Genomic DNA, 23709 nt, shown 5'->3' with positions numbered 1-23709 from the left:
TCAGGGCTCCTCGAACGAAAGGCCCCAATCCTCCTCGCCGTACCACTCGCCCTCCCCGCGCGGTTTCCGCCAGCGAAAGCTGCGGACCTGATAGGCCCGGCGGCTGCGGAAGRCATCCGCCAGTCCCTCATGACGAGCGGGCGGCGGCGAACCCAGCCCTTCCGCCCAGACGAAACTGACCGGCTGCAGGAAGCGCGCGCCGAACGAACGAGCCATGCGGTCGATCAGCAGAAAGGCTCCCGCGCGCGTGAAACCAGTCGGCCTGCCGTTCTCGACGCCCGGAATTCCGAGCGGGAACAGGAGCCTGCCGCCGATCTCCAGATTGTCGATCCAGGCTGCCGGCGGATGATCGAGGGCAAAGTTGACATAGATTATATCGGCATCCGATTTCGGCCATTCCTTCGCATCGCCGGCGGCGATCTCCACGTTCGAATAGCCTTTGAGGTTTGCACGGGCGCGGTCGGCAAGCGCCGGGTCGAACTCCACCGCGAGGACCTTCCCGGATGCGCCCACGAGTTCCGCGAGGATGGCCGTGTAATAGCCGGTGCCGGCGCCGAGATGGACGGCGGTCTCGCCCTCGCGAATTTTAAGCGCGTGAAGTGCCGAGGCATGCAGCGAGGGCATTCCATTGTTAACGCCCCTGTCGGTATCGAGACCGATCAGGAGGTCCTGATAGAGAACGACCGGGTCGGTCGACGCCATCTCGCGGTACTTCCGGAAATCGTTGAATATCCAAGGCGGCGGACCGACGAATGCCTCCCGCGGCACCCTCGAAAAAGCGTTCATGAGCCTTGCATTTCCCGTAACGCCAGCCTTGGCCAAAATCTGCCTGGCGTAAATTCGGCGATGGATCGGCTGCTCCTCGAAATCCATTCCTTTCCTCCTCGCTCGCGCGTGATGGATGAACGCTACGCAATCAATGCTTCACCGAAATGAATTGGTTCCATGTGTCCTATTCCTTTAAAGCAGGACCATAACCAGAACATATCTCGGAAACATCCCATGGCTACCGATACCATGCCCGACGCGGCAAAGAACGAGGATTCCGCGCGCGGCTTCGGCTTTGCGCTGACAGCCTACCTCCTCTGGGGCTTCCTGCCGATCTACATGAAGGCGGTGGGGCATATACCGGCGATGGAAGTGCTGGCACATCGCGTGATCTGGTCGGTGCCGGTCGCCGGTCTGGTGCTGCTCGTGCTCGGCCGCACCGCCGACATCAAGGCGGCGATCCGCTCTCCCCGCACGCTGATGATGGCGGGGCTCACCGCAGCGCTCATTACCGTGAACTGGCTCACCTATATCTGGGCGATCAGCGCCGGGCACGCGCTCGATACGGCGCTCGGCTACTTCATCAATCCCCTCTTCAGCATCTTTCTGGCAGCCGTGCTCCTGAAGGAGAAGCTCTCGCCGATGCAGCTCGCCGCGATCGCGCTGGTGGTCGTCGCCGTTGCGATCCTCACCTTCGAGGCCGGGGGCCTTCCCTGGGTGGCGCTGGTGCTGATGGTAAGCTGGGGATTCTACGCCTTCTTCCGCAAGACGCTGCCGGTCGGCCCCAATCAGGGCTTTTTCCTCGAGGTGGCGATCCTCTGCTTGCCCTGCCTCTTCTACATTCTCTATCTCGAGGGCAGCGACCAAGGTCATCTCATCGGCACGAGCGGTTCCGACAGCCTGCTCTTGATCGCCAGCGGCGTGGTCACGGCGGTTCCGCTGATCATGTATGCCAACGGCGCCAAGCTGCTCAGGCTCTCCACCATCGGCCTCATGCAGTACATCGCGCCGACGATGATCTTCCTGATCGCCGTCTTCGTGTTCCATGAGGAGCTCAGCACGACAAAGCTCATCGCCTTCGCGCTGATCTGGACGGCGCTGCTCGTCTATTCCTGGCCGATGATCCGTAACGCACGCGGGCGCTGAACGCGCCCGCTGCCATATCATAGCCTGGAGATCACCGCCTCCTCGCCCGCGGCGGGCCGTCCGCCATTGCTGAATTCGAGGATGGCGGGAACGATATCCTCCACCTCGCCGATCACCATCGGCTGGACCAGGTGGGCGCGGTGGATGAAGCCCTGCTCGCGCATGTGCTGGATGAGGTCCAGCATCGGATCCCAGAAGCCGCCGATATTGGCGAAGACCATCGGCTTCTCGTGGCGGCCGAGCTGCGCCCAGGTCATGATCTCGACGATCTCCTCCAGAGTGCCTATGCCCCCCGGCAGGGTGACGAAGGCATCGGCCTTCTGAAACATCGTATGCTTGCGGGCGTGCATGTCTTCCGTCACGATCAGCTCGTCGAGCTGCCCCAGAGAGTGCCGCGTGGCCTCCATATCGACAAGAAACTCGGGAATGATGCCGGTGACCTGGCCGCCGTTCGACAGAACGCCGGAAGCGACCGCGCCCATGATGCCCTTGGTGCCGCCGCCATAAACAAGGCGCAGGCCGTGGGTGGCAATGGATTTCCCGAGAGCGCGTCCGGCGGCAATATAAGCTGGATCGCGTCCCGGCTGAGAGCCGCAGTAAACGCAAATGGATCGAATCGGCACAATTTTCTCCGTGAAATACAAGAAGATCAGGCGAGATTACGCCCAAACGACAAAAGTGACCGGAAAGTCCGGCAAGAGCAAGGGTTTATAGTGTGAAAAGCTTGTGAACGCAGACCGAAAAGACTATCCGGATAATGGCGACTTACGCCGCCTGGAGAGACATTGATGATGAATAACCGTGCCGGCTGGCTCGCTCTGTCTGTACTTGCCGCAGCAACCTTGCTGATGGTGTTCTTCGTTCTGCCGCGGATTTCCAATGAGGCGAAACCTGTCGGCGAGGCGATCAATGCCGCCGGCACGGCTATCAAGGAAGYGGTGACCGAGGGCGGGGCGGCAGAGAGGGAGCTCGTCGAGCCCCCGGCAGTTGCCGAAAAGGCGGCAAAGCCCGCGTCCGGCCAAACCGCGGCGAACCAGCCCGCCGCCACGCAACAATCCGCCCAGCAACAGCAGCCTGCCTCCCCGGTTACGCCTTCCTTCGACGTGCTGCGCGTGGAGCCGAACGGGTCTACGGTGATCGCCGGCAGCGCGGAGCCGGGTTCCAAACTCGAAATCTCGGACGGCAAGACGGTGATCGCCAAGGTCGAAGTCGGCCCCAGCGGCGATTTCGCCGCGGTGCTCGACACTCCGCTTCCGCCGGGCGAGCACGAGCTGGTGCTGAAGGCGACCGGCCGGGACGGCCGCAGCGTCACGTCCGAGGAAACCGCAACTGTTTCAATTCCCCAGGACCGCGCCGGGAAACTGCTCGCCCTGGTGACAAAGCCCGGCAAAGCAAGTCGTCTCATCGCCGTTCCCGGCACCGAGGCTCCAGCCGGCCAACCCGCAACCGGGGCAATCACCGCTCCGGCCGCGGAAACGACAACCGCAAGCCCCTCTCCCGCGACGGGCTCCACTCCGGCATTGCCGGAAGCAGCTTCCGGTCTCGTCGCCTCCGCGCCCGCCATTCCGGCCGCACCGGGCGCCGTGGCTCCCGAGCCGGCGCCGGCACTCAAGGTCACCGCCGTCGAAATCGAGGGAAGCAAGATCTTCGTTGCCGGCCTCGCCAAGCCGAACGCCTCCCTGCGCGGGGAAGCCGATGGCAAGCCGATCGGCAAGACCACCGCCGACGGAAACGGTCATTTCGTGATCGAGGGAACCGCCGACCTCACGATCGGCGACCACACTATCAGCGTCGAAACCGTAGGGCCGAACGGCCAGGTGCAGCTGCGCGTCGAGGTTCCCTTCAACCGGCCGTCCGGAGAACAGATCGCGGCCGTTGCCGGACCGCGTTCCGCGCAGGAGCTGTCGCCCATCGACGGCGGTGCTTTCGACAAGCTGCGCAACGACGTGGCGCGCGCCTTCGACATTCTGCGCGGGCTTTATGCAGGCGGACGCGAACCTTCCATGGAAGAACTCGCCGCTGCGCGCTCCGCTACCGGCATCGCTTTGAAATCGCTTTCCGAGTATCGCGTGCCGGCCGAAGCGATCCCTTCGGTGAAGGCGATCGCCGAAAAGACCGCCGTTGAAGCGAGCAAGGCGCTTGCCGCGCTCGATACGCTGCCGAAGGACATCAAGGCGGTGGGCACGGGTCTCGCGGGCATTGGCGACATGATCGCCCAGGCCATCGGCCCGGTGATCGCCAAGGGATTGGAGGAGAGCGAAACCGCAGCGGCCCAACCGGCGGCCATGACCCCTGCTCCGCTGGCTGCACCGGCAGGAGCCGAGAGCGCCTCCGGAACGCCGACGATCGCACAGGCGCCGCTCACGCCGAGCGAGCAGAATTCGGTCATCATCCGGCGCGGCGATACGTTGTGGCAGATTTCCCGCCGCATCTACGGCCAGGGCGTCCGCTATACGACGATCTATCTCGCCAACCAGGACAAGATCGCCAATCCGGACATCATCCAGCCAGGGCAGACTTTCGAAGTTCCGAACGAAGCGCTGCCTGATGCAGAAGAAGTGCATCGCAAGCGCCTGCAGAAGGGGTGATGCAGCCGGCGAATGAGCCGGAGCCAGTAGAAGTCGAAAGGGCAGCTCACCGCTGCCCTTTTTATCTGACGGCTTCCCTTCCGGCATCCGGCTTCGAACTTTCACAATAGTATCATTGCAAGCTTCGCTTCTCCGTCTTATGTGCCGGGGAGCTTTTTTGAGCTTTTTTGCCCGCCGGCGCGGAGAGTACCATGGCAGACCGGAAAAAGACCGTCTCGGCGGATTCCAGCAATCCGCTGGGAACACTCGTGAACCTGTGGCCCTATATGTGGCCGGCAGACCGGCCCGATCTCAAGGCGCGGGTGGTCTGGGCGACCTTCTACCTGTTTCTCGCCAAGTTCGTGCTGCTCGCGGTGCCCTATTTCTTCAAATGGGCGACAGATGCGCTGAACGGACGGCTCGACATGGCGGGCATCCTGCCCGCCTTCCTGCTCGGCGCGACCGTGCTCGTCATCGCCTACAATCTCACCCGCATCCTCCAGGTCGGCCTCAACCAACTTCGCGACGCGCTCTTCGCCTCCGTCGGCCAGTATGCGGTGCGCCAGCTCGCCTACAGGACATTCGTGCATATCCACCGGCTTTCGCTGCGCTTTCATCTGGAACGCAAGACCGGCGGCCTTTCGCGCGTAATCGAGCGCGGCACCAAGGGCATCGAGACCATCGTCCGCTTCACCATCCTCAATTCGGTGCCGACGCTCATCGAATTCCTGCTGACGGCGATCATCTTCTGGGCGAGCTACGGCTTCACCTATGTCCTCGTCACGGCCGTTACCGTCTGGGCCTATGTCTGGTTCACGGTGCGGGCCAGCGACTGGCGCATCTCGATCCGCCGGGCGATGAACGACAGCGACACCGACGCCAACACGAAGGCGATCGATTCCCTCCTCAACTACGAGACCGTCAAGTATTTCGGGAACGAAGAGATGGAGGCGAAGCGCTTCGATGCCTCCATGGCGCGCTACGAGAAATCGGCGACCGAGGTCTGGACCTCGCTCGGCTGGCTCAACTTCGGCCAAGGGCTGATCTTCGGTCTCGGCACGGCGGTGATGATGGTGATGTCGGCACTTGCCGTTCAGCGCGGCGAGCAGACCATTGGCGATTTCGTCTTCGTCAATGCGCTGCTTTTGCAGCTTTCCGTGCCGCTCAACTTCATCGGCTTCGTCTATCGCGAAATCCGCCAGGGATTGACCGATATCGAGCAGATGTTCGATCTCCTGGAAATGGAGGCGGAAGTGGAGGACCGGCCGGATGCGCGGCCACTCGATATCCATCAAGGCTCTATCRCCTTCAAGGACGTGCATTTCGCCTATGATCCCGACCGGCCGATCCTTAAAGGTATTTCGTTCGAAGTGCCGGCCGGCAAGACCGTTGCGATCGTCGGTCCCTCGGGGGCCGGCAAGTCGACGATCTCGCGCCTGCTCTATCGTTTCTACGACGTGCAGAAGGGCGCGATCACCATCGACGGCCAGGACGTGCGCGAGGTCACGCAGAAGTCGCTCCGGGCCGGCATCGGAATGGTGCCGCAGGATACGGTGCTCTTCAACGACACCATCGCCTACAACATCCGCTACGGACGCCCTTCCGCCAGCGACGAGGACGTGGAGGCCGCGGCCGAGGTGGCGCAGATAAGCAACTTCATCCGGCGTCTCCCGCAGGGTTTCAAGACCACGGTCGGGGAACGCGGCCTGAAGCTCTCCGGCGGAGAAAAGCAGCGCGTGGCGATCGCCCGCACCATCCTCAAGGCGCCGCCGATCCTGATCCTCGACGAGGCGACATCGGCGCTTGACACCACGACCGAGCACGAGATCCAGTCCGCGCTCGATACGGTTTCAAAGAACCGGACGACACTGGTTATCGCACACCGGCTGTCGACGGTCATCCATGCCGACGAGATCATCGTTTTGCGCGATGGACGGATCGCCGAACGCGGCAACCATGCCTCGCTGCTTGCCTCCAAGGGCCTCTACGCCTCCATGTGGAACCGCCAGCGCGAGGCGATCCAGGCGGAAGAACATCTGCGCCAGGTGCGCGAGAGCGACGATCTCGGCATCATCGCGCGCGGCCAGCCGGCGGCGGAGTGAGCCAGCTCAAGACAAGGTGGAAGAATGAGTATCAAAAGATCAACGAAATATTCCTGGAAACGGGCGCTGCTCGCCGGCGGCCTGGTGGCCGCCTATCTCACCGTATGGACACTCTATGGTTCGCCGCTGYTCGCACTGACCACCTGGCTCGGCTGGGTGGAGCCGCAGCCGTAGGACCAATCATGGCATCGCGTGGCGGCGCTTTGCCGCGACTGGCATCAAGCTCCACCTGTGGTCGAGTGCGGGAACCGCATTGCCGCCCAGGCGGTTTCCTTGTAGTCAGTTGGCACTGACAAAGCAGGAGACGCCGGTTGATCAACCTCTTCGACACCATTCGCAACACGCTCGTTCCCGTCCACAAGGAAGGCTATGTCTTCGTCGCGGCCTTCTTCCTGGCTTCGCTGATCCTCGGCTGGATCGCCGAGCCGCTGTTCTGGATCGGCCTGGTGCTGACGCTGTGGTGCGCCTATTTCTTCCGTGATCCGGAACGGGCGGTGCCGCAGGATGACGATCTCGTGCTGAGCCCGGCCGATGGCCGCATCTCCCATGTCGCGTCGGTCGTGCCGCCGGCGGAACTCGGCCTCGGCTCCGAGCCGATGCTGCGTATCTCCGTGTTCATGAACGTGTTCGACTGCCACATCAACCGTGCTCCTGTGCGCGGACAGGTGACGCAGATCGAATACCGCGCCGGCCAATTCATCAATGCCGAACTCGACAAGGCGAGCGAGGACAACGAGCGCAACGGCCTCGTGATCGAGACCCGGCACGGCAAGATCGGCGTCGTGCAGATCGCCGGCCTCGTCGCGCGGCGCATCGTCTGCTGGGTGAAGCCCGGCGAACCGGTCGACGCCGGCGAACGCTTCGGCCTCATCCGCTTCGGCTCGCGGCTCGACGTCTTCGTACCGGAAGGCGCCCAGCCACGGGTTACGGTGGGACAGATGGCCATCGGCGGCGAAACCGTGCTTGCCGAGTTCGGCTCGGCCAAGGGGCCCGTCATCAGCCGCCGAAGCTAAGGGAAGCGCAGCATGGAAACGCCCGTTTCTCCTCCCGAACCGAACCGTTCCGGCGATGAGGGCCGCGGCCCGAGGCTGAGGGAAATTCCGCTTCGGCTGGTCGTGCCCAACCTCATCACGGTGCTCGCCATCTGCGCGGGCCTCACCGGCATACGGCTCGCCTTCGAGGGGCGGTTCGAACTGGCGGTGGGCATGGTCCTGCTCGCCGCCTTTCTCGACGGCATCGATGGCCGGGTGGCGCGGCTCCTAAAGGCAACGTCGAATTTCGGCGTGCAGATGGACTCGCTCGCCGACATCATCAATTTCGGTGTGGCGCCGGTGCTGGTCTCCTATGCCTTCCTGCTCGACGGCGCCCGTTCCCTCGGCTGGATCGCCGCGCTGATCTATGCGATCGCCGCCGGCCTGCGGCTTGCCCGGTTCAACGTCATGGCGGAGCGCGAACAGAAAGYCGCCTGGCAGGCGGAATTCTTCGTCGGTGTCCCCGCGCCCATGGGAGCCATGCTGGTGCTCCTGCCGGTCTACCTCGGCTTTCTCGGAGTCGAACCCACGCCGGTTTTCGTCTATGGCAGCGCCGCCTATACCGTACTGATCGGCTATCTTCTGGTAAGCCGCCTCCCCGTCTGGTCCGGCAAGGCCGAAACCAGCAAAATCCGCCGCGACCTGATGCTCCCCATCCTGCTCGTCATGGTGCTCTATGTGGCGCTCCTGATGAGCTACACATGGGAAGTGCTGGTGGTCACGGTCGTCGCCTATCTCATCATGCTGCCGTTCAGCGCGCGCGCCTGGAAGCGCCGCTACGGCACGCTGACGATCGAGGACGAGAGCGCCAACGTCTGACGCGCTGAAAGGCTCTTGGCGGGAAAAATGCAACTTTCCCGCAACTATTCTCCATCAAGATGAAGTGTGCGGCAGGCGGCCCATGCGGGCCGTCTTGTCGGTCACGATTCCGCCCTGTTTTATGCGGAGAGGCGCGATTGCGATAAACGCAACAACAGATTCGCGTGTGTGAGGAGAACCATGAGCACAGACAAGCCAGCAGCAGCCAACGAACCGGCCAAGCCCGAGCAGAGCACACCTTACCGTCCGCTCGGCCTCAAGGCCGTGGTGGCGGCCGCGCTGATGCTGAACCGCAAGCCGAAGCTGAACCCGGCTCGCTGACGGACTATTCGCCGCGCAGGAAGCTGACGAGCAGGCTCAGCGCGAGCAATGTCATCACCAGGCCGATGATGACATCCAAGACCCGCCATGCAGCGGGCTTTGCAAAGAGCGGCGCGAGAAATCGCGCCCCATATCCCAGGCCGAAGAACCAGACGAACGAAGAGATCGCCGCCCCTATCCCGTAGGCGAACCGCTCTGCCCCCTCGAACGCGGCCGAAAGGCTGCCGAGCAGCACCACCGTGTCCAGATAGACGTGCGGGTTGAGGAACGTGAAGGCGAGGCAGGTCAGCACCGCAGCCTTCCGTCCCATGCTTTCCGGTGCGCCCGAAACCATGGCAGCCGGCTTGAGCGCGCGGCGAAACGCCATGACGGCATAGCTTGCGAGGAACACGGCACCGCCGAGCGTCACCACCGCAATCAGCATCGGCGACCGTGAGACTAGGGTGCCGAGACCGGCAACACCCGCGGCGATGAGCAGCGCATCGGAAAGCGCGCAGATCAGGCACAGAACGAAGACATGGCTGCGAATGAGCCCCTGGCGCAGGATGAAGGCATTCTGCGCACCGATGGCGATGATGAGGGACGCCCCRAGAGCGAAGCCGGAAAGGCCGGCGGAGAGCAGTGGCATGGGAGAATTGTCCGTTGCGAGGAAACCGGGAGGATCAGAAGAGCGACATCTGGCTGTCGTCCGATTTCGGCTGCTTGGGAGGTTCTTCCTCCGGGAGTGCCGCCGCTATCGGCTTCTGCAGCTCGGGCCCCAGGTTCGAAACCTTGTTGACAAGGTCGGAAACCGGCAAGGCCTCGAAGAAATCCTCCTCGGCCGGCCGCATCAGGTCGGCGACATCGCGCGGCTCCTGGATCTTGCATTCGAGCCAGCGGGAAAAATCCTCCGGCTGGATGACGATCGGCATCCGCTCATGGATATGCCGTATGGAAGAATTGGCAGCCGTCGTCATGATCGTCGCCGTATCCACTTCCGAACCGTCTGCGGAAGACCAGGTCTCCATCAGCCCGGCAAACGCGATCACACCGCCGCGCCTCGGGCGCACCCAATAGGCCTGAGGTTTTACGCCGCTCTCCTTCGGCGGCCTTCGCCATTCATAAAAGCCGGAAGCCGGAACCAGGATGCGCCGGTGGCGCATGGCCGCCCGAAAGGATGCCTTGCCGACGGCCGTTTCGGCGCGGGCGTTGATGAGCAGCGGAAAATCCTTCGGGTCCTTTACCCAGCCGGGAAGAAAGCCCCAGCGCGCCAGCAATGCTTTCCGTTCGGGAAGGTTGCTGCCCGGCTCCCGCCTGTCACTGGCGATCACTATGAGGATCGGCTGGGTCGGCGCGATATTGTAGCGGGCCGGAAAATCCTCCGAACCCAGCAGGCCGAAGAATTCGGAAAATTCCTTGGGAGTAGCTGTCAGGGCAAAGCGTCCGCACATGCGGCTTTCATCGCACCCGCGCCCGACAGGGTCAAGCGCTGCGCGGCCCGAATAGAATGACGGTTGCGCCGAACAGGCAGAGCGCAGCGCCAGCAACATCCCAGCGGTCAGGCAGGCGACCCTCCACGCTCCAAAGCCAGAGAAGCGAAGCCAGTATGTAAATGCCGCCATAGGCCGCATACGCCCTGCCTGCCGCCTCGGCGGGCACCAGCGCCAGCGCCCAGGCAAAGAGCGCCAGCGAAAACATTCCCGGCAGCAGCCACCAAATGGGCTTTTCCAGCCGAAGCCACGCCCAGAAGGCGAAGCAGCCAGCGATTTCGGCAAGGGCGGCAAAGGCATAAAGGGCGTAGGTCTTCACACTACCTCCGACTCGCGATTCAGGTTTTGCTTTTCGCGGGTGTCTTTGCGTCGTAACCTAGACGGGCAAACCGTGACAATACCCGGAATATAATGTCCCCTTCACCCCAAGCAGCCTCATCCGCCATTCTCGAACGCGACGGCAGGTTTCTGCTGATCCGACGCATGAACCCGCCTTCGGCGGACCTCTACGCCTTTCCCGGTGGCAGGGCGGAGCCCGGTGAAACGCCTGAAGAGACGGCACTCAGGGAATTCTTCGAGGAAACCGGGATCGAGGCGCGCAATCCGGTGCTTTTTGCGACCTACGACCTCAACGGCGATAAGGACGATGACCGCCACTTCTTCCTCTCCGTCTTCCGGGTCGAGGCGGATGCGGGCACGGACGCCATCGCCGCCGATGACGCGGCCGATTCGGGATGGTATTCGATCGAGGAGATCCGGACGCTGCCGGTGCCGCCGAGCGTGCTCGAATGCGCCGAGATGCTGGCGGCCATGCGCGATGCAGGATAAAAGTCACCGCCCTCGTTTCGCGGCCAGAGACGTTTCATGATTCGATTGCCGAAATTTCCGACCAGCCTGCTTCTCACCCTCGCGCTTTCGGCGTCTCCCCTCTTGGCCCAATCGGCCGGCAACGGCGAATCGCCTCCCCCGGCAGGAGAAAAGCCCGCCCCCTATGACGACCAGCTCTCGCGGCTTGCCGAAATCCTGGGCTCGGTGCACTATCTGCGCACGCTGTGCGGCTCGCCGGCTTCGGACTGGCGTCAATTCATGCAGAAATTGCTGGATTCCGACACCGCAAGCGAGCCTAAACGCAGGGAAAAGCTGACCGCAGCCTTCAATCGCGGCTATCGCACTTTCGCCGCCATTCACACTTCCTGTACTCCGGCCGCGCGTACGGCTGAGGAAAGATACCGTAACGAAGGCGCAACACTGGCTGCAGAAATCGCCGCACGCTTCGGAAATTAGCGGATTATTTACCTCTTTTTTCGGCAGACCGTGTCGTTTTGATAAAAGGCTGGTAGAGTTGTTAACGGGGCAGTAAGTAACTGACGGGCCACCGAAGGATAGACGAATGCAGACAAGCCGCAACGACATCGATGACATGATTGTGCACGAGAAGATGCAGGCTGCCTTGGAATATCAGACGGAAGCCTGGGCCGGCGGCATGGCCGACGGCATCGAGCCGGAAATCATTGCCGACGCCGCAATCGCATTCGCCATGCGCGAAACCATTCGCATCCACGGTGAAATGGGAGCGGAAGCCATGCTCGAGGCACTCAAGACCCGCATGTTGGCAGGCGAATTTTCTCCTGAGCGCACGATTCAGTAAACGGCCGAGGTTTCCCATGCGGAACGCGGCGGACACGCATTCCTCCCCTCTTTTCACGAGGCTTTTCGGCGCGACGGCTGTGGTCGTTCTTCTCGCCGCAAGCTCGCCCGCATTCGCGCTTTCGGAGCTGCAGCCGACAGTCGAATCAGATCCCGGCGAATCGAATGCCAGCGATCAGACCGGCGATGCGTCTGCGGAGACCGACAATCCGGGGATTCCGATGCCCGATCCGCTGGTCAACCGGTCCCGCGCCCAGGCCGAGCCGGTGGAGCAGCCGGCAGAGAGCAGCGAACCCGCCGCCGAACAGACGGACGAGACCGCTGCTCCCGTCGAAATCATCCGCGATTTTTCGGCCCTGCCCGAGCCGGTGCGCCGGATGCGCGAACTCATGATCGAAGCGGCCGCTTCGGGCGACATCGAAAAAATGCGGTCGCTCATGAATCCGGGGCCGAATCAAACGCAGCTGAACGGCGAGGGTGACGATCCGGTCGAGGCGCTCAAGAGCTATTCGGGTGACGCGGAGGGTCAGGAAATCCTGGCGATCCTCATCGACCTCCTTTCGACCGGCGCGGTACACCTCGACGCCGGGACACCGGAAGAGGCCTATGTCTGGCCCTACTTCGCCGGCAAGACGCTTTCTTCCCTCACGCCTCCCGAGCGGGTGGAGCTGTTGCGGATCGTGACCGCCGGTGACCTCATGAACATGGAGGAAACCGGCAACTACAATTTCTACCGTGTCGGCATCACGCCGGACGGCCAGTGGAAATTCTTTTCCGGCGGCGATTGAGGCAGGCAGCGGAAACCTTGTCGGGGGTTCCGCGAAGGCTTACTTGTTTCCCAAGTGAACCGGAATCGATGCCATGCCCACAGCCTATCTTCCCGAGCGAAGCCTCATCCGCCTTTCCGGCAAGGATGCGGAGGATTTCCTCCAGAACCTGATCACGACCGATGTGGTTTCTCTGCCCGCCGGCGAAGCCCGGCCCGGAGCCTTGCTGACCCCGCAGGGCAAGATCATGTTCGACTTCCTGATCTGGCGCGAAGGCGAAGGTTTCCTGATCGAGACCAACCTTGAGCAACGCGACGGGCTCCTGCGCCGCCTGACCATGTACAAGCTCAGGGCAGCCGTCGAGCTTTCCGCCGGCGCGGAGGAAGGTGTCACCGTGAGCTGGGGCGAGGACGCGGCTGACGGTACTGTCGATGCCCGGTTCGGCAAGGTGGGCATCCGTCTGACGCGCGCGCCGGGCAGGCATGCCGAAGGGCTGGAAGACGCCTACGACGCCCTGCGGATCGAGGCCGGCATTGCCGTTTCCGGAGCCGATTTCGCGCTGCAGGATGCGTTTCCCCATGACGTGCTTCTGGACCTGACCGACGGACTTTCCTTCCGCAAGGGTTGCTATGTCGGGCAGGAAGTCGTCTCCCGCATGCAGCATCGCGGCACGGCGCGGCGGCGGGTGGCGCTGGTAGGCGGAGAAGCGGCACTCCCACCCTCCGGCAGCGAAATCACCGCCGGAGGCAAGCCCATCGGCGTACTCGGATCGGTCGCCGGCGATCGGGGCCTCTCGATCGTACGCATCGATAGGGTGGGAGATGCGCTTGCGCGCGGCCTGCCGGTCCTTGCCGGCGATGTGCCCGTGGAGCTTTCGCTTCCCGCCTGGAGCGGCCTTGCCTTTCCCACCGAGGCGCAAGAGGCCGAGCAGTGAGCATTTCCGGCAAGGCGCGTGCCTGGCAACGCATGCTCTCGGGCCGAAGGCTCGACCTGCTAGACCCCTCCCCGCTCGACGTGGAAATCTCCGATATCGCCCATGGGCTTGCCCGTGTCGCGCGCTGGAACGGCCAGACGCGCGGCGACCACGCCTTTTCGGTCGCGCAGCATTGCCTGGTGGTGGAGGAGATCTTTCGTCGCTGCAATGACGAAGGCACCGAGGCGCTGCTGATGACCCTTCTGCACGACGCGCCGGAATATGTGATCGGCGATATGATCTCGCCGTTCAAGGCCGTTGTCGGCGGCGGCTACAAGGCGGTGGAACAGCGCCTGGAAGCGGCGATCCATCTTCGCTTCGGCCTGCCGGCGCATCCGACGCGGGAGTTGAAGGCGCTCATCAAGAAAGCGGATGCCATGGCCGCCTTCTACGAGGCGACCGAGCTTGCCGGCTTTTCGGTCGAGGAAGCTCGTAAGTTCTTCGGTCAGCCCCGCGGCGTCACCCGCGAAATGCTGCCGATCGAGCCGATGCCGGTGCTCGAGGCGCAGCGGCGATTTGTCGAGCGCTTTGCCGAGCTTGAAGCCGAGCGCAGCGCCAAGGCGGCGTCATGAGCGCCATCATCGTCTGCCCGCTTGCAAGCATTGCAGAAATGGCCGTCCGGCATGGCGCGCGCGACATGGTCAGCCTCATCGCAGAACGCCAGGATTTCCACAGGCCGGGGGTAATTTCCGCGGACCGGCACCTGAAGCTTGCGATGAACGATATCGGTTTTGCGGGAACCGGAAACCTGATAGCGCCGAGCGAGGCTCATGTGCTGGAACTCATCCGCTTCGTGCGGGGGTGGAACCAGAGCACGCCGATCATCATCCATTGCTGGATGGGCGTTTCCCGCTCGCCCGCCGCGGCCGTCATCGCGGCGCTTGCGCTACATCCAGAAGAGGACGATTTTGCCCTGGCCGCCCGCCTCCGCTCCGTCGCGCCGCATGCCACGCCGAACCCGCGCATCATCGAGATCGGAGACGGCATTCTCGGCCGCCGCGGACGGCTCGTGACGGCGATCAGGGGAATCGGCCGCGGCGCGGAGACCGACGGCCGGGCCTCCTTCAGCCTGCCGCTCTTCCGGCCGAACTTCGCCATAGCTGATTAAGCCGCACCATTTTCCGCCAAGCGCCGCTTGACCTCTTTCTCTCCTGCTCCACTTACCAGCCAAGGATACAACCGGAGCCTCAGGTTCCCTATCCTCAGGTTGAGTTCGTGATGTCTCGGCGGAGGCGGACCTCCCGCGCTAGCGAATGCGGCAGAGCCGGAACCTCATTACCTGACGGAGAGGAAGCGGCGGGCCGGGCTGTCTACGAGGGACAACCCGGCCCGCTGTGGCATTTTCCAGATCGGTTCCTCAGTTCGCCATGGTCGAGCGATGCGCCCAGCCGGTCATACGCTTCTCGATCCACGCCATCAGTGCATACATGGCAATACCTTCGACAGCCAGCATCAGCAGGCCCGCGAAGACCAGGGGCACGTTGAACTGGCTCTGCGCCGAGCTCATCATGTTGCCGARGCCATAATTGGAGGCGACCGTTTCCGAAAGAACCGATCCGACGAAGGCCAGAGTGATGGCGATTTTCAGCGAGCCGAAGAAATAGGGCATGGAACGAGGGATGCCGACCTTCAGCATGATGTCCATCTTTTTTGCGCCGAGGGCGCGCAGCACATCCTCGGTTTCCGGCTCGATGGTGGCAAGTCCGGTCGCGACGTTGACGACGATCGGGAAGAAGGAGATCAGGAAGGCGATGAGCACGGCCGGGACCGTGCCGATGCCGAACCAGATGACGAGGATCGGAACCACGGCCACCTTGGGTATGGCGTTGAAGCCGATCATCAGCGGATAAAGCCCCGCATAGATCGCCTTCGACCAGCCGATGAAGAGGCCCAGCGCCAGGCCGGCGACGACGGCGATGATGAAGCCGAGCGTCGTCGTATAGAGCGTTTGCAGCGAGTTCTTCCAGATCGGCGACCAGTATTGCACGATCGCCTGGAAGACGCGCGTCGGCGCGGGCAAGATGGTCGGCGGCATGTCGAGCGCGATGACCGCCAGCTCCCAGAAGACGAAGAGGCCGAGCGTGTAGAGGAATGGAGAAAGCCATACCCAATTGATGCGAACAGGCGTTTTTTGTGGCTTGATGGCGGTGTTTTCGGTCGCGGCGCTCATGCTGTCACCCTCGCCTTGGCGATCTCGCCGTGAAGCTCATGGACCATGTCGTTGAAGCTCTTCTGATACATGATCTCCAGGTCGCGCGGCCGTTCGAAGGGCACCCGATGTTCGTTTAGGATACGGCCGGGGCGCGCGCTCATGACGAAAATCCTGTCCGCCAGGAAAACGGCTTCGCGCAGGTCATGGGTCACGAGGATGATCGTCACGCCTTGAGCCGCGTGCAGATCGCGGATGACGCACCAGAGCTCCTCGCGGGTGAAGGCATCGAGTGCTCCGAAGGGCTCGTCCAGCATCAGAAGCTCCGGCTCGTGGATCAGCGCGCGGCAGAGATTGGCGCGCTGYTGCATGCCGCCCGAAAGCTGCCAGGGATATTTGGAGCCGACGCCCTCGAGGCCGACGATCTCCAGAAGACGCTCCGCCTTCTCGACATATTCCTTCCTCTGGGAGCGCAGCCGGCGGCGGTGCCGCTCGACGATTTCAAGCGGCAGGAGGATGTTGTCGAGCGTCGTGCGCCAAGGCAGCATGGTCGGGTTCTGGAACGCCATGCCGACGATGGAGATCGGCTCGGTCACCTGCTTGCCCGCCACGATGACCGTRCCGCCTTGCGGAACCTGGAGGCCGGTGACAAGCTTCATCAATGTCGATTTTCCGCAGCCGGACGGGCCGACCACCGCGGCGAATTCTCCCTTGCCGACCTTCAGGCTGAGGCCGGACACGGCCAGCGTGCCGGCCGCGCCGCCGTAGCGCATGTCGACATTTTCAATGGAAACGAGGTCAGCCATTCATTCTCTCTTCGGTTCCGGCTGTCATATGCAGGATTCCCCTCTGGCCTGCCGGCCATCTCCCCCACAAGGGGAGAAAACCCGTGGCAAGACCTTACCATCATCTCCGGCGCTACGGCAGATTAAGCCCCTCCCCCTTGTGGGGAGGGGTTGGGGAGGGGTCTTAAACGATCAAGGAAGCATCCGCTCTTCCTTGGGCGGCAGGAAGCTTGCGTCGAAGACGCGGTCGGCCGCGACATTGCCCTTGAGGCCCATGGAAATCTTAAGCGTCTCGATGGAGGCCCCAAGGCGGTTCATATCGACCCCGCCGAAGCCGTTTTCGACCACATAGGGCGTCTTGATGTTCATGGCATTCGCCATGGTGAGCCGCTCGAGTTCGATATCGCTGTTCAGCGTCTCGTTGCGCTTCAAGACAGCCGCAACACCCTCTTCCGGATTGGCGACGGCGGCTGCGAAACCCTTGGCGAGCGCACGCAGGAAGCCCTTTACCGCGTCCGGGTTTTCTTCCGCAAAATCAGTGTTTACGAGAACGGCGTTACCATAGAGATTCAGGCCGTTCTCGGCCATCAGGATGGTGGCGATATCGTCGTCGGAAATACCTTGCGCCTTGAGGTTCAGGATCACCGAGAAGGCGAAGCCGAAGACCGCGTCCACATCACCCTTGGCCAGCATGGGTTCGCGGACCGGGAAACCGATCGATTCGATCGTGACCTTGCTGTCATCGATCTTGGCGACATCCTTGAAAGCCTTCCACTGGGCGAATGCGCCATCCGGCGGCGGAGCGCCGAGCTTCTTGCCCTCGAGCGATTTCGGGTCCTCCGTCACGCCCAGCGATTTGCGCCCGACCACGGCGAAGGTCGGCCGCTCGTAGATCATCATCACCGACTTGATTTTCTGCGAGGAATCCTCGTCCAGGAACTTGATCAGCGAGTTGATGTCGCCGAAGCCCATCTGATAGGCGCCGGTGGCCACGCGCGGGATCGCCTCGACCGAACCGTTGCCGGTATCGATCGTGACATCCAGCCCCTCCTCCTTGAAGTAACCCTTCTCGGCGGCCAGCAGGAAGCCGGCAGCCGGTCCCTCGAACTTCCAGTCGAGCGTGAATTTGATGGACGTTTCGGCCAAGGCTGGCGTCGAAAAGCCTGCGGCAAGCGCCAGCGCCGCCACTGCGGAAAGCCTGGAAAACGATCGGCGTGTGAACATGAATTAGCCCCCTGTCGGTTTTTTTGAGTGCCTATTCAAAGCCTTTCCCAAGAACGCGCGCAAGTAAAAATTGCACATATTCTCATCATATTCTCATGGAGTTCATTTTTTAAACTATTCCGTGAATATTTGTGCAGCAATCCGCCTATCTTTCAGGCAGGATTTGCTACCATATGGAGCGGCCCTTTCCTTCCCAAGCCGACAGATTGTATAAGCATTCTCCAAGCCTCCCGCTCGCGAGACCGCATATGATCGAAATCCTCTTCCTGATAGCCCTGCTTGCCGCCCTTGCCTGGCAGCGGAAGTATGCGCAGCGGCTCGATGTGCTGGAGGATGAGCTTCAAAAATTGAGCGCGCGGCTGGCGCTATATGAAGGCGAGGCCCGCCCTGCGCTTGCGGCCGATACCGAAACAGTGACAGCTTCCGAGCCGATAGCTGAGACCCCGGCAGCGGATGCCGAGCCGGCGCCTGCGGAAATCGATCCAGGCTCCATCGAGGTCGCGGCACGCGAAATCGAATCGGAGCCTGCCGCTGCCCTTCCCTCCTTGACGGGACGGGAGAAGGAAAGCCTCGAAAGCAATCTCGGGGCCCGCTGGGCGGTCTGGGTCGGCGGTGTCGCGCTCGCCTTCGGCGGCATCTTTCTCATCCGCTATTCGATCGAAAGCGGCCTTCTCGGTCCGGCCGCGCGGATAGCGCTTGCCTTCCTGTTCGGTCTTCTGCTCATCGGCGCCGGCGAGGTCATCCGTCGCCGCTCCATGCCGCAGGTTTCCGAGCGCTATAACAATGCGATGATACCGGGCGCGCTGACCGGAGCCGGCGCGGTGACCCTTCTCGGCGCTGTCTTCGCGGCTCATGCGATCTACGGCTATATCGGCCCCGGCAGCGCCTTCCTCCTGCTGGCCCTCGTCTCCTTCGCCACGATCGGCCTCTCGCTTCTGCACGGGCAGGCGCTCGCGGGTCTCGGGCTCCTCGGTTCACTCGTCACGCCGGCGCTCGTTACCACCGACGAGCCGAATGCCAATGCGCTGTTCATCTTCCTGGCCGTGACATGGCTCGCGACGAATGCCGCCTCGCGATTCCGCAATTGGACCGTGGTGCCGATGCTTGCCAATATCGGCATCGGCGGCTGGGCGCTCGCCTACATCCTTGGCGCCCCGTCCTATGATCCGCTGCCGCCCACGCTGACGCTGATCGCCGTCATCGCCGGCACGGCGCTCTTCTGGCCGGGCAGCCGCTATGGCGAGCCGGCGGCCGATGACAACAACGGCAGCGGCTGGTTCGGGCTCCTGCTTCGCCTGCCGCTGAAAATCGCACTCTCGCTCTCGTTCGCCGCCGTGCTGTCGGCACTGGCATTCATAGCAGCAGATCCTCCGGCATCCGGCGATCCGGCTTTTTCCTTCGCTGCCGTTATCGCCACGCTGGCCGCCCTCGGCGCCAGTCGCCGCTATGCCGTCTGGCCCGCCCTGATTTCCGCAGCGGGCGCGATCATCGGCACAGGACTGATCGCGCTGACGCTTCTCAACTACATGGCGGCGGCTGAGATCGACGGCAGCCCGGCCGTTCCCCTCACCTATACGCATCAGATCGCGATGAGCCTGCTGCTCGGCGGCGTTTTCGCTTTGCTCGGCTTCGGTTTCCTGCGTCGGCTGCGCTATCGCGAGCCGGAATTTTCGTTCGTATGGGCGGTGCTGATGTCCGCCGTTCCGGTTTCGATCGCGACGATCAGTTTCCTGAATTTCGGCGATCTTTCCCGCGACTGGACACATGGGCTCTTCGGCATCGCATTGGGATTGGCGCTTCTGGCCGGCGCGAACTGGCTGTTCCGGCAGACTGATCAGAACGAAAGCCGTATCGACTGGCCGGCCAATCTGCTGGTTGTCGGTTCCTTCGCCGCATTCGCCTTTGCGCTCCACGCGCTCACCAACGGCATCACCACCACCATATCGCTCGCCGTTCTCGGTTTCGCCTATGCCATGGCGACGCGTATCCGCCCGTGGCCTGCCCTGCCCTGGGTCATGGCGGCGGCGCTCCTCGTCGTCTTCGCGCGGATCGCCTGGGAGCCGACGCTGGTAGGGCCGAACAGCCTCGGCACCACGCCTTTCCTCAATGCCCTCCTACCCGGCTACGGCATTCCGGCGCTGCTGGCGGTCGTCTCGGCCTACGCGCTGCGCCGCTGGCCGGACACGCGCATCCGCAACCTCCTGCAGGCGCTCGCCTCTCTCATGGTCCTGGTAACCGCCGCCGTGCTCGTGCGCCACGCGATGAACGGCGGGGTGCTCGACGGCAGCGTGCCGACGCTCGGTGAGCAATCGATCTATACCCTGCTCACCGTGGGCTTCTCCGCGGCACTGATGACGCTCGATCTCAAATCCCCGAGCCCGATCTTCCGCTACGGCTCGATGATCGCCGGCGTGCTCGCCACCATCAACGTTCTGTCGCTGCATGTCGTGGCGCTCAATCCCTATATCACCGGCGAGAGCACCGGGCGCTGGCCTTTCGTCAACCTGCTGCTGATCGGTTATCTCATGCCCGCACTCGCCTATGCTGGCGTCGCCTGGTATGCGCGGGGCAAACGCCCGCAGCCCTATGTCGCAATGCTGGCCATCTCCGGCGCCGTGCTTGGCTTCCTCTGGGCCACGCTTTCGGTGCGGCGTTTCTGGCAGGRCGAATTCATTGCCGAATGGAAGGGTTTCCTGCCCGGAGAGACCTACACCTATTCGGTCGTGTGGCTGGTGATCGGCGTGGCGCTACTAGCGCTCGGCTCGAAGCTCGACGCCCGCAGCCTTCGCCTCGCCTCGGCGGGCCTGGTGTTCATCGCCGTCCTCAAGGTCTTCCTCATCGATATGTCGAACCTCGAAGGCATATTGCGTGCGCTCTCCTTCATCGGCCTTGGCGGAGTGCTGATCGGCATCGGGCTCTTCTACCAGCGCATCCTCGTGCGCAAGAACAGCGCACCGGAGCCTGAACCGCCAACGATTGCCGAGGAGCAGGCACAATGACCCTCCACGCCCTTGCCGCCGGCTTTGCGCCCTATGACGCGCTTGCCGAGACGCTGATCCCCTTTGCGACCGAAGGCGATGACGGCTCGCATGACATCGCCCATATCCTGCGCGTCTTCCGCAATGCCATGCGCATCCACGCGGAGGAAGGCGGTAACGGCACCGTGCTCGCGGCCGCCGTGCTGCTGCATGATTGCGTTGCGGTGGAGAAGAACTCGCCTTTGCGGGCACAGGCGTCACGGCTTGCGGCGGAGAAGGCATCGAAAATCCTTGCAGGACTCGGCTGGCGCGAGGCGGAGATCGATACCGTCGCCCATGCGGTGACGACCCACAGCTTTTCCGCCAATGTCCGGCCCGAGACGCTGGAGGCGAAGATCCTGCAGGATGCCGACCGGCTGGATGCGATCGGAATGGTGGGCGCGGCGCGGTGCTTTTACATCGCCGGCCGCATGGGATCGGGTCTCTACGATCCCATCGACCCGCTTGCGAAAGACAGGCCACTGGACGACAAGACGTTCGCCATCGACCATTTCGAAACCAAGCTGTTCAAGCTCGCCGATGGCTTCCAGACCGCCACCGGCCGGGCGCTCGCCCGCGAGCGGCACGAGCGGTTGAAACAGATACTTGCCCTCTTCATCGACGAAATCTGAGGATCATTTTCATGCGCGTCAGCCAACTCCACTTCTATCCGATGAAGAGCGCCCGTGGCATTGCTCTCGAAGAGGCGGAGATTGCCGCTACAGGCATCCCCGGCGACCGGCGGATGATGGTCGTGGACCCTTCGGGGCACTTCATCACCCAGCGGGAGCTGCAATCGCTTGCCTGGCTCGAGGTGCAGCCGCAGGATGACGGCGCCCGCATCGCCATGGAGGGCGCGGGAGAAATCACTATCGCCCCTCCGCCGGCGGATCGGCGCATGGAGGTGGCGGTCTGGAAATCCGTCGTCAGTGCCGCCGTGGCGGACGATGCCGCCAACGCGACGCTTTCCGGGTGGCTGAGCCGGGACGTACGCCTCGTCTTCTTCGACGAGCGCGCGAAGAGAACCGCGAGCGCGGAGTGGTCAGGCGAAGGCACGCCCGTTACCTTCGCGGACGGATATCAGGTGCTCATCACCACGACCGCGTCACTCGCGGCCCTCAACGCCGACATGCAGGCGCATGGCGAAGACGCCGTGGGTATGGAGCGCTTCCGGCCCAATATCGTCATCGATATCGACGAGGCCTGGGCCGAGGACCAATGGGCCGCGATAGAGATTTCCGGCATCCGCTTCGATCTCGTCAAACCCTGCGCCCGCTGCATCATGACCACGCAGGACCAGACGTCGGGCTCCCGCGATGCGCCGAGCCCCATGCCGGCCATGGGCCGCATCCGCATGTCGGCCGACCGGCGCGTTCCGGGTCCACTCTTCGGCTGGAACGCGGTGCCGCGCGGCACAGGCAGGATCAGGATCGGGGATATGATGACGGTTGTAGAGGAAAGGCCGGAAGGCTGGGCGATCAAGCGCCGGGTTTGATACATAGATCACCCTCCCCTTGAGGGGGAGGGCCGAAGCGTAGTTCCGCGGTGAAGTGATCTGACTTGCGATCAGGGAAACGTCACCCCACCCGCCGCTTTGCAGCGCCCCCTCAAGGGGGAGATTGGTGTCAGCCTCTATTCCGCCGGGCGCAGGGCGGCTGCTTCCGCCGCTTCGACGGATTGCCTGTCCGAGCGGCTGAGGCTGCCATAACCGATCAGCATGGTCAGAAGCGCGACGCTGCCGCCCGCCACGGCGACCCAGAAGCCGTTCGAAGCGCCATAGGCATCGATCGTCCAGCCGGAGACGGAGGAGCCGAGAGCAAAGCCGATACCGACGCCCGTCATGGCATAGGTAATGCCTTCGGTAAGCTGCGAGGCCGGCACCAGGCGTTCGATCAGGCTCATGCCGGTGATGAAGGTCGGCGAGATCGCGGCGCCTGCCAGGAAGATCACCAGGGTCAGCACCCAGAGGCTGCCGACGAAGGGCATGGGCAGCGTCGTGACGGCGGCGATCAGGCTTGCGAAGACGAGACGGCGAGCGAGCGGCGCTTCGAATTTGATGGCGCCGAAGACGAGACCGACCACGAAGGAGCCCGCCGCATAGGCAGCCAGAATATAGGTCGCAGCACCCTTCTGCCCCTGTGCTTCGGCGAAGGCGACGACGGCGACCTCGGCCGTGCCGAAGATCGTGCCCATGCCGGCAAAGACGATCACTAGGAACCACATGGAAAGGAACCGCAGGACGGAACCCTCATTACCGGCCTGGCCGGGATGAACCTTGGGTTCGGTGGACTTCTGGGCGACGAAAAGCGTCACCCCGATGGCGAGGAACGCGGCGGATGCCAGAACGCCCGCTTCGGGAAAGAGCCCGACGCTCAGACCGATGCCGAAGATCGGCCCGCAGATATAGACGAGCTCGTCCATGACCGATTCGAAGGCGAAGGCGGTATGCAGCTCCGGYCTGTTTCGATAGATCTCAGTCCAGCGGGCACGCACCAGCGCCATCATGCTCGGCATGAGACCGGCTATCACCGCAAGCACGAAGAGCGTCCAGTTCGGCAGCCGCCAATGGGCAGCGGCGGCCAGTCCGAGCAGTGCTGCGAAGGTGATGGTCGTCATGGGCACCAGCACCCTGCTCTGCCCCACCCGGTCCACCCATCGGGAGACCTGCGGAGAAATGAAAGCATTGGCGAGCGCGAAGGTGGCGGAGACAGCGCCCGCCAGCCAGTATTCACCATGAGTCTGGGAAAGCATAGCCACAAGGCCGATCGTCGTCATCGGCAGCGGCAGGCGGGCAACGAAACCGGCGGCCGCAAAGCCTTTTGCTCCGGGCGCCCTGAAAATCTGGCCATAGGGGTTGGGCATGAGGGACTCCTTGGATTATTTTGGATGACCACTTACATACGGCGCGTATGTGAGGTAAATAA

26 protein-coding genes are annotated in these 23709 nt (G+C 63.0%); 17 read left to right on the top strand and 9 right to left on the bottom strand.

Features of this window, described 5'->3' with window-relative positions:
• The gene (locus tag LCM4573_RS22125) at positions 1-873 is read right to left on the bottom strand and encodes a protein-L-isoaspartate O-methyltransferase (protein ID WP_071008593.1); all 873 of its coding nucleotides are present in this window, start codon (positions 871-873) and stop codon (positions 1-3) included.
• Positions 874-1002: 129 nt separating this feature from the next.
• Here LCM4573_RS22125 and rarD point away from each other — a divergent pair, with 129 nt between their 5' ends.
• Positions 1003-1914 carry an EamA family transporter RarD gene (gene rarD / locus LCM4573_RS22120; protein ID WP_071008592.1) on the top strand — a complete coding sequence of 304 codons (912 nt, stop codon included), beginning with the start codon at positions 1003-1005 and terminating at the stop codon, positions 1912-1914.
• A 17-nt stretch (positions 1915-1931) separates the two neighbouring features.
• Here rarD and LCM4573_RS22115 read toward each other — a convergent pair whose 3' ends face one another.
• Positions 1932-2564: a TIGR00730 family Rossman fold protein gene (locus LCM4573_RS22115; RefSeq protein ID WP_116285681.1), complete on the bottom strand. Its 633-nt coding sequence runs from the start codon at positions 2562-2564 to the stop codon at positions 1932-1934.
• 138 nt (positions 2565-2702) lie between these two features.
• On the opposite strand from LCM4573_RS22115, the gene LCM4573_RS22110 reads away from it, so the two are divergent.
• The 6 genes from LCM4573_RS22110 to LCM4573_RS28365 all read left to right on the top strand — a co-directional run bounded on the left by LCM4573_RS22110 (position 2703) and on the right by LCM4573_RS28365 (position 8754).
• A complete protein-coding gene (locus LCM4573_RS22110; protein WP_071008590.1) occupies positions 2703-4502 on the top strand; it encodes an Ig-like domain-containing protein in 1800 nt (599 codons plus the stop codon).
• A gap of 191 nt (positions 4503-4693) precedes the next feature.
• The gene (locus LCM4573_RS22105) at positions 4694-6583 is read left to right on the top strand and encodes an ABC transporter ATP-binding protein/permease (RefSeq protein ID WP_071008589.1); all 1890 of its coding nucleotides are present in this window, start codon (positions 4694-4696) and stop codon (positions 6581-6583) included.
• A gap of 24 nt (positions 6584-6607) precedes the next feature.
• Positions 6608-6757, top strand: coding sequence for a hypothetical protein (locus LCM4573_RS28160; protein WP_157895534.1), 150 nt, complete (start codon positions 6608-6610; stop codon positions 6755-6757).
• 140 nt (positions 6758-6897) lie between these two features.
• Positions 6898-7596, top strand: a complete 699-nt coding sequence (locus LCM4573_RS22100; RefSeq protein ID WP_071009194.1) for a phosphatidylserine decarboxylase — start codon at positions 6898-6900, stop codon at positions 7594-7596.
• A 12-nt stretch (positions 7597-7608) separates the two neighbouring features.
• Entirely contained in the window at positions 7609-8433 is an 825-nt protein-coding gene (locus LCM4573_RS22095) for a phosphatidylcholine/phosphatidylserine synthase (RefSeq protein WP_071008588.1), read from the top strand.
• Between the two features lie 180 nt (positions 8434-8613).
• Positions 8614-8754 (top strand): hypothetical protein, encoded by a 141-nt coding sequence (locus LCM4573_RS28365; protein ID WP_170986289.1) that lies wholly within the window; start codon positions 8614-8616, stop codon positions 8752-8754.
• Positions 8755-8758: 4 nt separating this feature from the next.
• Here LCM4573_RS28365 and LCM4573_RS22090 read toward each other — a convergent pair whose 3' ends face one another.
• The 3 genes from LCM4573_RS22090 to LCM4573_RS22080 are packed head-to-tail and all read right to left on the bottom strand — an operon-like array spanning position 8759 to position 10542.
• Complete coding sequence (locus LCM4573_RS22090) at positions 8759-9376, bottom strand: LysE/ArgO family amino acid transporter (protein ID WP_198539779.1); 618 nt, start codon at positions 9374-9376, stop codon at positions 8759-8761.
• Between the two features lie 40 nt (positions 9377-9416).
• Positions 9417-10184: an SOS response-associated peptidase gene (locus LCM4573_RS22085; RefSeq protein WP_071008586.1), complete on the bottom strand. Its 768-nt coding sequence runs from the start codon at positions 10182-10184 to the stop codon at positions 9417-9419.
• 31 nt (positions 10185-10215) lie between these two features.
• Complete coding sequence (locus tag LCM4573_RS22080; RefSeq protein WP_071008585.1) at positions 10216-10542, bottom strand: YnfA family protein; 327 nt, start codon at positions 10540-10542, stop codon at positions 10216-10218.
• Positions 10543-10634: 92 nt separating this feature from the next.
• Between LCM4573_RS22080 and LCM4573_RS22075 the strand changes: the two genes are divergently transcribed.
• The 7 genes from LCM4573_RS22075 (at position 10635) to LCM4573_RS22045 (ending at position 14718) form a co-directional block, all read left to right on the top strand.
• Positions 10635-11051 (top strand): NUDIX hydrolase, encoded by a 417-nt coding sequence (locus tag LCM4573_RS22075; protein ID WP_071008584.1) that lies wholly within the window; start codon positions 10635-10637, stop codon positions 11049-11051.
• A 36-nt stretch (positions 11052-11087) separates the two neighbouring features.
• Entirely contained in the window at positions 11088-11507 is a 420-nt protein-coding gene (locus LCM4573_RS22070; RefSeq protein WP_071008583.1) for a TIGR02301 family protein, read from the top strand.
• Between the two features lie 106 nt (positions 11508-11613).
• Positions 11614-11871, top strand: a complete 258-nt coding sequence (locus LCM4573_RS22065) for a hypothetical protein (RefSeq protein ID WP_071008582.1) — start codon at positions 11614-11616, stop codon at positions 11869-11871.
• Between the two features lie 16 nt (positions 11872-11887).
• Positions 11888-12658, top strand: coding sequence for a hypothetical protein (locus tag LCM4573_RS22060; protein WP_071008581.1), 771 nt, complete (start codon positions 11888-11890; stop codon positions 12656-12658).
• 73 nt (positions 12659-12731) lie between these two features.
• The gene (locus LCM4573_RS22055) at positions 12732-13571 is read left to right on the top strand and encodes a folate-binding protein YgfZ (RefSeq protein ID WP_071008580.1); all 840 of its coding nucleotides are present in this window, start codon (positions 12732-12734) and stop codon (positions 13569-13571) included.
• Between the two features lie 32 nt (positions 13572-13603).
• A complete protein-coding gene (locus LCM4573_RS22050; protein ID WP_116285706.1) occupies positions 13604-14182 on the top strand; it encodes a YfbR-like 5'-deoxynucleotidase in 579 nt (192 codons plus the stop codon).
• Entirely contained in the window at positions 14179-14718 is a 540-nt protein-coding gene (locus LCM4573_RS22045) for a tyrosine phosphatase family protein (protein WP_071008579.1), read from the top strand. Before LCM4573_RS22050 ends, LCM4573_RS22045 begins: the two co-directional genes overlap by 4 nt.
• Before the next feature lie 249 nt (positions 14719-14967).
• Here LCM4573_RS22045 and LCM4573_RS22040 read toward each other — a convergent pair whose 3' ends face one another.
• The 3 genes from LCM4573_RS22040 to LCM4573_RS22030 all read right to left on the bottom strand — a co-directional run bounded on the left by LCM4573_RS22040 (position 14968) and on the right by LCM4573_RS22030 (position 17768).
• Positions 14968-15780, bottom strand: coding sequence for an ABC transporter permease (locus LCM4573_RS22040; RefSeq protein WP_071008578.1), 813 nt, complete (start codon positions 15778-15780; stop codon positions 14968-14970).
• Positions 15777-16565: an ABC transporter ATP-binding protein gene (locus LCM4573_RS22035; RefSeq protein WP_071008577.1), complete on the bottom strand. Its 789-nt coding sequence runs from the start codon at positions 16563-16565 to the stop codon at positions 15777-15779. Before LCM4573_RS22035 ends, LCM4573_RS22040 begins: the two co-directional genes overlap by 4 nt.
• A 171-nt stretch (positions 16566-16736) precedes the next feature.
• On the bottom strand, positions 16737-17768 hold the full coding sequence (locus tag LCM4573_RS22030; protein ID WP_071008576.1) for an ABC transporter substrate-binding protein: 1032 nt from the start codon (positions 17766-17768) through the stop codon (positions 16737-16739).
• A 251-nt stretch (positions 17769-18019) separates the two neighbouring features.
• On the opposite strand from LCM4573_RS22030, the gene LCM4573_RS22025 reads away from it, so the two are divergent.
• The 3 genes from LCM4573_RS22025 to LCM4573_RS22015 are packed head-to-tail and all read left to right on the top strand — an operon-like array spanning position 18020 to position 22280.
• Entirely contained in the window at positions 18020-20767 is a 2748-nt protein-coding gene (locus LCM4573_RS22025) for a DUF2339 domain-containing protein (RefSeq protein ID WP_071009192.1), read from the top strand.
• Entirely contained in the window at positions 20764-21417 is a 654-nt protein-coding gene (locus LCM4573_RS22020) for an HD domain-containing protein (protein WP_071008575.1), read from the top strand. Before LCM4573_RS22025 ends, LCM4573_RS22020 begins: the two co-directional genes overlap by 4 nt.
• Positions 21418-21428: 11 nt before the next feature.
• Positions 21429-22280, top strand: a complete 852-nt coding sequence (locus tag LCM4573_RS22015; RefSeq protein WP_071008574.1) for an MOSC domain-containing protein — start codon at positions 21429-21431, stop codon at positions 22278-22280.
• A gap of 137 nt (positions 22281-22417) precedes the next feature.
• Here the strand turns inward: LCM4573_RS22015 and LCM4573_RS22010 are convergent, their stop codons facing one another.
• Complete coding sequence (locus LCM4573_RS22010; RefSeq protein ID WP_071008573.1) at positions 22418-23647, bottom strand: MFS transporter; 1230 nt, start codon at positions 23645-23647, stop codon at positions 22418-22420.
• Positions 23648-23709 lie beyond the last annotated feature (62 nt).

This window comes from Rhizobium sp. LCM 4573 (assembly GCF_001854865.1).
Lineage (GTDB): Bacteria > Pseudomonadota > Alphaproteobacteria > Rhizobiales > Rhizobiaceae > Neorhizobium.
Note: the sequence above shows the minus strand (reverse complement) of the source record. Positions and strands in the feature narration are given on the sequence as shown.

Bases quoted from the DNA above. Each gene is read 5' to 3' on its own strand.
- LCM4573_RS22075 (WP_071008584.1), top strand. From the start codon at position 10,635: ATGTCCCCTTCACCCCAAGCAGCCTCATCCGCCATTCTCGAACGCGAC.
- LCM4573_RS22050 (WP_116285706.1), top strand. From the start codon at position 13,604: ATGCTCTCGGGCCGAAGGCTCGACCTGCTAGACCCCTCCCCGCTCGAC.
- LCM4573_RS28365 (WP_170986289.1), top strand. From the start codon at position 8,614: ATGAGCACAGACAAGCCAGCAGCAGCCAACGAACCGGCCAAGCCCGAG.
- LCM4573_RS22060 (WP_071008581.1), top strand. From the start codon at position 11,888: ATGCGGAACGCGGCGGACACGCATTCCTCCCCTCTTTTCACGAGGCTT.
- LCM4573_RS22015 (WP_071008574.1), top strand. From the start codon at position 21,429: ATGCGCGTCAGCCAACTCCACTTCTATCCGATGAAGAGCGCCCGTGGC.
- LCM4573_RS22085 (WP_071008586.1), bottom strand. From the start codon at position 10,184: ATGTGCGGACGCTTTGCCCTGACAGCTACTCCCAAGGAATTTTCCGAA.
- LCM4573_RS22020 (WP_071008575.1), top strand. From the start codon at position 20,764: ATGACCCTCCACGCCCTTGCCGCCGGCTTTGCGCCCTATGACGCGCTT.
- LCM4573_RS22070 (WP_071008583.1), top strand. From the start codon at position 11,088: ATGATTCGATTGCCGAAATTTCCGACCAGCCTGCTTCTCACCCTCGCG.
- LCM4573_RS22055 (WP_071008580.1), top strand. From the start codon at position 12,732: ATGCCCACAGCCTATCTTCCCGAGCGAAGCCTCATCCGCCTTTCCGGC.
- LCM4573_RS22065 (WP_071008582.1), top strand. From the start codon at position 11,614: ATGCAGACAAGCCGCAACGACATCGATGACATGATTGTGCACGAGAAG.
- rarD (WP_071008592.1), top strand. From the start codon at position 1,003: ATGGCTACCGATACCATGCCCGACGCGGCAAAGAACGAGGATTCCGCG.
- LCM4573_RS22045 (WP_071008579.1), top strand. From the start codon at position 14,179: ATGAGCGCCATCATCGTCTGCCCGCTTGCAAGCATTGCAGAAATGGCC.
- LCM4573_RS22030 (WP_071008576.1), bottom strand. From the start codon at position 17,768: ATGTTCACACGCCGATCGTTTTCCAGGCTTTCCGCAGTGGCGGCGCTG.